At 46.0% G+C, this 9,968-nt stretch carries 7 protein-coding genes; 5 read left to right on the top strand and 2 right to left on the bottom strand.

The features are described 5' to 3' along the window. Window positions 1–273: 273 nt before the first annotated feature. Window positions 274–1,518: an MFS transporter gene (locus NDA06_RS25495; protein WP_190985226.1), complete on the bottom strand. Its 1,245-nt coding sequence runs from the start codon at window positions 1,516–1,518 to the stop codon at window positions 274–276. Between the two features lie 303 nt (window positions 1,519–1,821). Between NDA06_RS25495 and NDA06_RS25490 the strand changes: the two genes are divergently transcribed. From NDA06_RS25490 to ruvA, 3 genes are all read left to right on the top strand, one after another. Then, entirely contained in the window at window positions 1,822–2,001 is a 180-nt protein-coding gene (locus NDA06_RS25490) for a chlorophyll a/b-binding protein (protein ID WP_190415851.1), read from the top strand. A 190-nt stretch (window positions 2,002–2,191) separates the two neighbouring features. Next, window positions 2,192–2,941 (top strand): sucrose-phosphate phosphatase, encoded by a 750-nt coding sequence (locus NDA06_RS25485; protein ID WP_190415900.1) that lies wholly within the window; start codon window positions 2,192–2,194, stop codon window positions 2,939–2,941. 28 nt (window positions 2,942–2,969) lie between these two features. Beyond that, the gene (gene ruvA, locus NDA06_RS25480) at window positions 2,970–3,593 is read left to right on the top strand and encodes a Holliday junction branch migration protein RuvA (protein WP_190678863.1); all 624 of its coding nucleotides are present in this window, start codon (window positions 2,970–2,972) and stop codon (window positions 3,591–3,593) included. A 102-nt stretch (window positions 3,594–3,695) separates the two neighbouring features. Here ruvA and NDA06_RS25475 read toward each other — a convergent pair whose 3' ends face one another. Next, entirely contained in the window at window positions 3,696–5,702 is a 2,007-nt protein-coding gene (locus NDA06_RS25475; protein ID WP_190985225.1) for an AAA family ATPase, read from the bottom strand. Window positions 5,703–6,378: 676 nt separating this feature from the next. Here NDA06_RS25475 and NDA06_RS25470 point away from each other — a divergent pair. After that, window positions 6,379–8,997, top strand: a complete 2,619-nt coding sequence (locus tag NDA06_RS25470; protein WP_199324024.1) for a DUF4157 domain-containing protein — start codon at window positions 6,379–6,381, stop codon at window positions 8,995–8,997. Then, complete coding sequence (locus NDA06_RS25465) at window positions 8,997–9,845, top strand: AAR2 pre-mRNA splicing protein (protein WP_190985224.1); 849 nt, start codon at window positions 8,997–8,999, stop codon at window positions 9,843–9,845. The genes NDA06_RS25470 and NDA06_RS25465 overlap by 1 nt, the downstream gene beginning before the upstream one ends. Window positions 9,846–9,968: the final 123 nt, after the last annotated feature.

Raw genomic sequence — 9,968 nt, 5'->3', positions numbered from 1 at the left:
GAATGATGCCTTGCCACGGGTGGCATATTTAACGTTTATAGATGGATTCATTTTTTTGTGTTATGTCTTTGTGTTCCTATCTCTCTTTATAGTAATCCTGGTACATTACCTGAGTACAACAGGAAAAGAAAAAAAAGGATTCATGGTTCAAAACAATTCTCGCTGGTTTTTCCCAACTACATTTAGTATCAGTAATCTCCTATTGATAATTTTGATTATGCTGACATAAGGGTTAAAGTTTTATGAAAAATAGCATTCTAAGGCGGCTTTCTATTAGCGAGACAAAATTCGATTCAGGTACTGCAAAATGGCAATGGTGATGGCTACGCTGAATGCGAAACCTAGCCACAAACCATCCGCCACCACTGGCGGTTGATCTAATGCCCAACCACCCACTGTAGGGCCAATGAAATAGCCGATTGCCCAACAAAGAGAATTGATTGAAAAATATACGCCACGTTGAGATTCGGGGGCTAAGACTGTAATCAGAGAAGATGCTGAGGGAGTGTAGGAGACAAGGGCGATCGCAAAAACTCCCATTGCTAAAATTGCCCACAATAACTGACTTGATGCTGCTACTCCTGTAAACCAAATTAAGCTAAATCCTAATCCCCAAAATAGGGCGGAAATGCACAAGGCGTAGGGATGGCTCAAACGTTTAAATATTCTGACAACTGGCAGCTGTAAGAGAATGGCTAAGACAAGGTGCCAGGTAAATAAAGCACTAATGGTTGTGGGGGAAAATCCTTTCCCGGATTCTTCTACACGCAAGAAATTGCTGAAGTACAGGGGCATTGTACTTTGGGTTTGCGAGATATAGGTGGTGAAGATGATGTTCACTAAGCAAAAAATCAACAGACTGCGATCGCGCAGTGCCGTTGCCCAACTGCTAAATGCTTGTTGTTGGCGTTCTCCTGGTTTGTAAGTTTCTGCGATCGCTGCATAGACGACCCCAAAGAACACCACAAATGAAATCGCATCAAGCACAAATAGCTCTCGATAAGCCCCCGTGGTGCCAATTAATACACCTCCCAATACAATTCCGATGCCCATCCCCAAATTGTCTGCCAGTCGCGTTAGGGCATAAGCTTCATTGCGCTGCTCTCCCTGTGTCAAATCTGCTACTACGGCTTCTGTGGCAGGCCAATATAAACCGATGCCCATGCCCATCAGCAAGTTACCAACCACGAAAATGTGAAAATTGTTGCTAATCGCCAAGACTAGGGAAGCAACTGCCGAAACCGCGGCTGAGAGTAACAGGGTGCGTCTGCGTCCCCAAAACTGCGAATCTGCAAACGAACCGCCCAAAATACGCCCAACTACGCCAGAAATGGAGGCGCTGCCTAAGCCAAGCCCGACTTGCGTGGCGGAGAGTCCCACTTGATTGACAAAAAAAATCGGGGCGTAAAACAAAGTAAACCCAGTGCCAATCCCGGATAAGAATCGACCAGCGGCAAGAATCCAAACTTGGGAATTTAGCTGAGGCAACCAGGACGTGGCTTTGCGGAAAAATGTCATGGGGGAGAGGAATTAGAGGGATTTCTGAAGGCAATTCTGCGGGTAAACGGACTTGTCGCGTATCCACTTCAATACAGAATTGCTTGAATTGAGCAGAATCGGTTTTTCTCAGGTGATAAAGAAAGATAGTGAAAGCAAAAACGCGATCGCGCGATTCCTCTCAAGCTTTCGGTTCAAGCTTTCGGTGCGATTGCTCATAGCTCTAACCTCAGATAGAGACCACCCTAGCTTCTTATCGTTACATTTAGTTACATAAGCTAAACATTGCTTAACAAACGTAGCGATAAACCCGGAGTTCCCACCATGCAAGAGACACAGAAAGTAACCACTCCCGTCATGGACGATCGTAACGCTTGGAGATACGGCTTCACTCCTCAAGCAGAAATTTGGAACGGGCGTCTAGCGATGATTGGCTTTTTAGCCGCTGCGCTGATTGAAATCTTCTCAGGTCAAGGCTTCCTGCACTTCTGGGGTCTGATCTAGAATTAATTCCCTCCCATTCTCGTCATCATGTCACCTCAAGTAATCCGCCTGGGAGTTATCAAAACGCTCCCAGGTTTTTTTTATCTTCAATTGTCGCTAAGGAGTGATGGGAAGCGATCGCTCTCTATCCCCCTAATGAACTCCCATATAGGAAAATAATCCAGTAGCCAAATCCCAAGCAATGAGCAACGTGAAGCCATTTCTCTTCTTGACCGATTTAGACAATACCTTAGTAGGCGATGACGAGGCTCTAGAAGAACTCAAGCGCCACCTGAGCCAGCATCGGCAACAATACGGGACAAAGATTGTTTATGTAACAGGTCGTTCCCCCGTCCTCTACCAAGAACTGAAGACCGAACAGGAGCTATTAGAACCCGATGTCCTCGTTCTCTCTGTTGGGACGGAAATTTACCGAGATGGCAGCGATACACCAGATCCAGCTTGGGTAGAGCAACTTTCTCACAACTGGGATCGGGATTTGATCGTCGCCACAACCGCTCATTTTTCTGACCTCGTTCCCCAACCGCCATCCGAACAACGCCCTTTTAAAGTTAGCTACTTCCTCGCCGAAGAAGCCGCCGTTGAAGTTCTCCCTCAGCTAGAAGATTTGTTGGAAGAACGCAAGCTAGATGTCAAGTTGGTCTATAGCAGTGGCAAAGACTTGGACATCCTACCTCGCGGCGGCAACAAAGGAACTGCAACCACGTTTCTGCGACAGCAATTTCAGATGCCTCCCGAACAAACCGTTGTTTGCGGTGATTCTGGCAACGATGTCGCCTTCTTTCAGTCCGGTGAGGAACGAGGAATCATTGTCGGGAATGCCCAGCCAGAACTGCTAAAGTGGCATTACGCCAATCCTTCGATTAATCGCTATTTAGCAAAAGCGGATTGCGCTGGAGGTATTCTAGAAGGTCTGAAGCATTTCGGCTTTTTAGAATGAACTTATCCTACATCCTCAACATCTTTGCATGATCGGCTATCTCAAAGGGACGGTAGCTGGCATCCAGAAAAGCACCGCCAATCGCGTCATCCTGATTCTGGAAGTCAATCAGATTGGGTACGAACTGCATATCCCGCCGCGCCTGGAGGCTGAGCTACCAGCGGCGGGAGAAACGGTGCAAGTTTTTACACACCAACAAGTTCGAGAAGATCAAGTCCTCCTATATGGCTTTGGCTCCGCAGCGGAGCGGGATTTATTTCGCGCCCTTGTCAGCGTCAGCGGGATTGGTGCCAGAGGTGCGATCGCCCTCTTAGACACCTTAGGGCTATCAGATTTAGTCCAAGCAATCGTTACAGGCAACACCCGAACTTTAGCGAAAACTCCAGGCATCGGCACCAAAACCGCCGAACGTCTGGCGCTAGAACTGAAAACTAAACTTGCAGAATGGCGACACTCGGCAGGGGTCACTAGCACCGCGACAGGCCCTTCCGCCGCCATTTTAGAAGATGTGGAGATGACGCTACTGGCTTTGGGATATAGCAATAGTGAAGTATCGCAAGCGATTTCTGTCGTCAGACAAGATGCTCTGTTAGCGAAAAGCACGAATGCGGAAGATTGGATTCGAGGCGCGATCGCTTGGTTGAGTCATTGACCTCCTCCCAGCACTCTCGTTGGAGTCCCGATTTAACTCAGGTTTCTAAATTCACAATCGAAATTCCTACCTGTAAGGAATCGGCACTTCAACTTAAACAGATCAGAGCCAACCTTTAATTTCTACATCAGTGAGCGATCGCTCTAACTTGACATATTCACTTTTGGTCGCTTGTAGAATATGTTTCATCATCACCGGCTCTCCGGCATTGGCTGCTAGAAAAGCGGCATTCAAGGAAATATTGCGGATATTTCCTCCCGCTACATTTAGCTTTGCCAGCTTGCTCATATCTAGCCCTTCAGTCGGGGTCTTTTTGGGGAAGATCCGCTGCCAAATTTCCGCTCTTTGGCTGGCATCGGGGAAGGGAAACTGCACAATAAATCGGATGCGGCGTAGGAAAGCTTGGTCTAATGAACCTTTCAAGTTAGTCGTCAAAATCGCCAAACCCTGATAAGCTTCCATGCGCTGTAGCAAATAGCTAACTTCAACATTAGCGTGGCGGTCGTGGCTATCTTTCACCTCAGTGCGTTTCCCAAATAAGGCGTCAGCTTCATCGAATAGCAAAATAGCACCGCCTGCTTCAGCAGTATCAAATATCCGCCGCAAGTTCTTTTCGGTTTCTCCAATATATTTGCTAACGACTGCACTCAAGTCGATGCGATACAGGTCTAACCGCAATTCCTTCGCCAGTACATCTGCTGCCATTGTTTTACCTGTACCAGAAGCCCCTGCAAATAAGGCGCTGATACCTAAACCCCGATTGCTCTTACCAGCAAATCCCCAGACTTCGTAAACTTTAGCGCGTTGCCGAAGATGAGCGGAGATATCACGCAGAATCTGGCGTTGTGCTTCTGGCAGCACCAAGTCGTCCCAAGTAGAAGTTGAATCAATGCGTTGAGCTAAATCATCTAAGCGTGGACGTGCTTGGACGCGACAGAAATCCCATAACTGATTTTGAATTGGAGAATCTACTTCAATTTCTAATTTTTCACTTTTAATTTTTAATTGTTCGCAGGCAGATTGAATGGCGGGACTGCTGAGATTGAATTGAGAGACTAGCTCCTCTACGTGTCCGTTTAGTTCAGCAGCGACTGAGCCTAGATTAGTTTTCCAGATAGCAAGTTGTTCGCTGCGGGTAAGTTTGGGAACGTCGAAGGCAATGAGGGGGCGTTGTGGTGAATGCAGCCGTTCTTCTGTAGTAATAATTAGTGGGGTCGTGGTGCCTTGAATGAGCTGCAAAATTGAGGTTGCTCGGACTGAATCACCCGCATTGAAGCGATCGCAATCCAGCAACAGAACACTACCTGTCAAGGCGACTTCGCGTTCCCAGCGTCGGAGTAGCTGAATCAGGTCGTCCGGATCGGTTGGTAAGCGATGGGCGGATATGAGTTTTAAGGGATGCCCCATGAGGGCGCAGGCAGCGACAGCGATTGCCCATTTGTCGCCTACGTCTAAACCACACAGTTGCGGGATAGAGAAAGTAGAAGAATTTCCCGCTTCAGACAAGATAGCTGCTAGCCTGTCTGCTAACTGCTGGTGGGACGGTTGTAGGGGTGTATGGCAATACGCTTCTACAGGCAAGGGCTGAATTAGACTCATCAGGCGATCGTCCTGATACGGTTCGCCAAAGAGATAGTGCAGCACGCTCTCATCAATCTGCAAAGAACAGAAGGTAATGACTTGACCTGTACCGACTTGCAGTAATTGCCAGTGACGCAGAGGTGCTTGGGGGGTAAAAGCACTCCAATGACTTTGGGGAAACACTTCCAAAGCTAAACCAAAGGTCGGATAAGCCATTTCCCGATTTCCTTGAGCGTTAGCGCACAGGGCTGAGAAATTAGGAAAAATTGCCATACCGACGCACAACAGCAGAATATTGCGCTCGAAGGGAGACAGGTTGAAGGTAGTGCAGAGTTGCTCTAATGCTGGGGGGGTTGACATAGAGGCAGCGATCGCATCTAAATTCAATTGCTCGTCCGCAACTGCTTCAACGGCTCGATTCTGCTGGCGATCGATGTACTGCTCTAATCTCCGATGCACTCCCGCTACTGCGGTCATCAGATAGTGGGAATTGCTTTTATACCAGCGGTCGGTGGTTGTGATATTCATTAGTTTTCTGACTTCAAACCGCCATGAGGAAATTACGGATTTATCCTCTAGAACTAAACACCTTCAAATTTCTCTGGATTGATGAATATATTTAGTGGCAAATTCAAATCGTAAAGTTAAGTATTTAAGCTTAAAAAATCATTAATTTATTTTGTAGCAAATTCGGTTATTCTAAGCCCCTTTTCATGACAGCCCGCGTAGGCAAGCTTTGTTTGTGTGGTTCCGCTCCTTTTCATAGCAGCCTGCGTAGGCAGGCTTTGTTTGTATAGTCGCGACTTTAGTCGTTTGGCTAAAGTTTCGGGATAAAGGAAAAAGGCTTTTAGAACCAGCTTGGCTATTAAAGCACAACAGCAAATTTACGATTTTTATTTTTTCATACTTCTCAGTAATTCTCCGGGAAAGATGGAAAGAAGCTGTAACTATTAGGTCTCTAATGCTCGATGTATCCCTGCCACTGCGGTCATCACATAGTGAGGGTTGGCTTTGTACCAGTTAGAAGTGGCTGCTATATCCATTGATTTTTCCACCTTTACCCGAAATCGCCTAATTTACAGATTTTATCTATCTAGAGGAGTATCTATTTTATTAAAATTTATTCCCATGCGTCCTTGACGATTTAAGCAAAGATATGATCTAAAGGCTTAAAAATTTCCCACGCTGGCACGAGAGGCTCAATATGACCTACAAAAGAGTGCAAAAATCTTCCTCTTGGACTCCGCAAACCCAGGCGAAAGCCTCTCGCTTTGCCCCACCTCCAATGACCGTGCAGGCAAAACAACCTGTTGACGAGCATCAGTCAGAGTCGCAAATGCCCAGCTACACGCCCCTGCCAGCAGACTACGTTCATCCTCTGATGAGAAGTTTGAATTCGGCTGAGCCAATGCAGGAGCGGGCAGAAGCACTACAATCTGAGTCTGAGTCCACTGTTGAAGACAATATCCAGATGTCAGCCGAGGCGGAGGCTATCCAGCGCCAGCAAGAGTTGGAAGACGAAGGCGAGGAAAAACTGTCGGTTCAGACGAAGCTTACGATAGGGCAGCCAGGAGATAAATACGAGCAGGAAGCTGACCAGATGGCAGCGCAGATAGTGCAGCAGATAAATGCGCCCTCTCCTCAGTCGTCAGGTCAGAGTAACCCAGTCCAGCGGCAAGAGATGCCTCCTGAGGAAGACGAACTTCAGATGAAGCCAATGGTGCAGCGTCTGCAAGCCAGCGGAGGAACGGTTACGCAAGATGTGGAAGCCTCCATTCAAGGGGCGCGGGGTAGCGGACAGCCACTGGCAGATAGCATCCGCGTACCGATGGAAGGGGCGTTTGGGGCTGATTTTAGTAGCGTTAAAGTCCACACCGATTCTCAATCTGACCAGCTCAACCAATCAATTCAGGCGAAAGCTTTTACCACAGGACAAGATATCTTCTTTCGTCAAGGAGCTTACGAACCTGGAAATCGGGAGGGACAAGAGTTAATTGCCCACGAGTTAACTCATGTGGTACAGCAGAGTGGCGGTACGCTATCCGGAGCAGTGCAAGGTAGGTTAATTCAGCGCACGCCGGATGACCTTTGGAACGCGGTGAATAGCGAGCAGGACGTTGACACTATTAGTCAGGAAAAAGCCAAAGAAATATTAAAGAATGATTTCTACTCAAACTGGTTTCTTGTGAGAGATTACTTGGTAGAGGGTAAATGGAAAGGCAAGGAGCAAGCAGAGATTGAGAGAAAGCAGCCTTGGTTCAAAAAGCTAATGCGAGAGAGTTTCATCAAACTGCGTCAGACGGAGACTGACAAGCTTCTAACACATATACGAGATAATGAACTCGCAACTGGTGAATTCGAGAACTTAGAACCGGAAGATCGCCTGAAGTGGTCGAGTGCGGGTAGCGAGACACTAACTTCTGACATTGATGTCAATCTCAAAGGTGCAGGCTCAATCGCAGCCGTCACGCTGTTCAATCAACTGTTCAAGACAGAACTCAAATGGCCTAACGAACCTGGCACAGTCTTTGATGTCAACGTCTATGCTCAAGACTTCATGGAAAAGAAGCCATTCACGCTTGATAAGAACGAAAACGAGAATACCGCAAAAATTATTCCGCAACAGGAAGTCGAGCTAAAAGGTGATGTCTTTACTAAGTTTGCTGCCGATCAAGATATGTGGTCGATCTTAAAGATGCGAATCCACATGACCCAAGAAGAATGGGAACAATATCAAACCTCTATTGTAGGAGATAGCTTAAAGCCATACGACGAAGGCGCTCAGTACCAAGAAGGAATGGACGTAGAAACATACCATAAGCAACAAAAACTCCGTATACGCTTTGCAGAAGCTGAAGGTTACTACAACGAGTATCAGTGTTTACTTCAGGAGAAGATTCTCCAAATCAACACCAGCACTGATGAGGTTTATGTCACCCTGCGGAAGAATCTCGAAGCTGGTAAACAGTATCTCTCCAAGCATCAAGCTGCTGATACGAAGAAGATGGCAGCAGCTAACCTAATTTACCAGGAACAACTGGATGAAGTTGCAGCAATTCGTCTGTATTTGCAAGACCTTAAAGATTCTAGCAAAAGCAAAAATACTATAGCTCTTCAGAAAGAAATTGATCAATACTCCGTGCGTCTTAAAACAGCACTCTCACACTCGATTGTTTATGCCAATGAAGCCTATTTTACTCAGGGTGCAGTTCACTTCTCCGTAATTGGTCAGCAGATTGGCAACAGCATTAAAAAAGATAAAAAATTTGATAAGGTCGAACTTCAATTATCTGACGAAGAATATCTCCACTCCTTCCGAGAACAAGTAGGAGACACGCTTAAGGTATTGCACGAGTACAGTGAAGCAGAAATTTGGAAAGCTGCATATAAAGCTGGTAAATATATAGACCGTATGCTCAAATCTGCTGCTCCTTTAGTAGGTTCGTCTCAAGTGGCACGGTTTAATGATTTGTCAGAGGTAGGTAGCATCGCGATCGCGCTCAAGGATGAAGGCGCAAATAGTGAAACGCAACAGAGTAGGCTCAATCCGGTTGCTGGAGTAATGGCAGATAGCGTATCCGGTTTCCGCAATCTGATCCTTCAGTTTGGGGTAGATGTTGAAAAAACCTATCAAAATAACCAGGAAGCGAAAAAAGCAGCCGAGAAGAATAAAGTCGAGGAACAACCTAATCTTGATGAAATTCAACGACCAAAAGCAGATAGCAATAATTCTGTAGGGGCGGAAATGCAACAAAATATTGAACAAGCAGAAGACAAATTTGCTGGTTTGGTCGAACTAGCTCGTCAGATGTGGGGGATTTAATGGCTAGTCTTTTCACTGCAATTGTCTTGCGCGATGTGCCGAAGTTGTCTGCTCAGATTGACTTATTTAAATATCCGCTTAAAGGAGGTTTTCGGGGGTTTTCTTTGGTTCCGCCTGGAGTTCATTATGTAAGCGTTCAGGCTGAGGCAACACATCCAGGATTTTGGTGCTATCTGCATCCAGATGAGGTAGTTGTTAAAGTTTTTGACTATACTTTACAACAGTTTGTGGATGACAATTCCGAATCTGTCGCTACCTATCAACAATTAGCCATCAACGGTTCTATGGGAACAGCACTCTTTCCTTATCCCCAAGAACAGTGGGAAAAGTGGAGGAAATTGACCCAATATATTAATTCCAGCGATTTTCCGCCGCAACTTCATCAAGAGATAGTTAGCGAACCACCAGTCAATCTGCCAATAGCAGAATTATCTGATTGGATGGAAAAACATCACAAGTCTCGCTTTGAACTAGCTCTATTTGATACCCATAAAGGTGATAAAGAAGCGTTTTTGGGAGAACTTCAGTTTTCTTTTGTGCGCTGGTTGGTTACTTCTGAAAATGATGGAGATGCAGAAGCTTCTAACCGCTGGCAGCACTTACTTCTATCCATCTATAATGCAGGTGAAAGAATAATCTCTCAAAATTCTAATTGTTTTGTGGCTGTAATCGATACCCTGATAGCACAGTTTGAATGCTTGCCCGATAGTATGTTTGAACCAAATAGCTTTGTTAACCACGATGCTAGTTATCTGGTTGAAGATATGCTGGATACGGATATCGAGGAATTGGGGGCGAAAGGTCGAGAATTTGCTGCTTATTTGGAAAAACGGAGGACGAATGGGTAGCATGGCATTCTACAGCAGATTGCAGGTATATAGAGTACATTAAGGTCAGTGCATGAACAGGTAGAATGAAACCTTACTCCATCGACTTTCGAGAAAAAGTAGTCAAAGCATACGAACAAGAAA

The sequence above is a fragment of the Trichocoleus sp. ST-U1 genome (genome assembly GCF_039961835.1).
Lineage (GTDB): Bacteria > Cyanobacteriota > Cyanobacteriia > Cyanobacteriales > FACHB-T130 > FACHB-T130.
The sequence above is the reverse complement of the archived record's forward strand: the minus strand, read 5'-3'. Positions and strand labels throughout refer to the sequence as shown.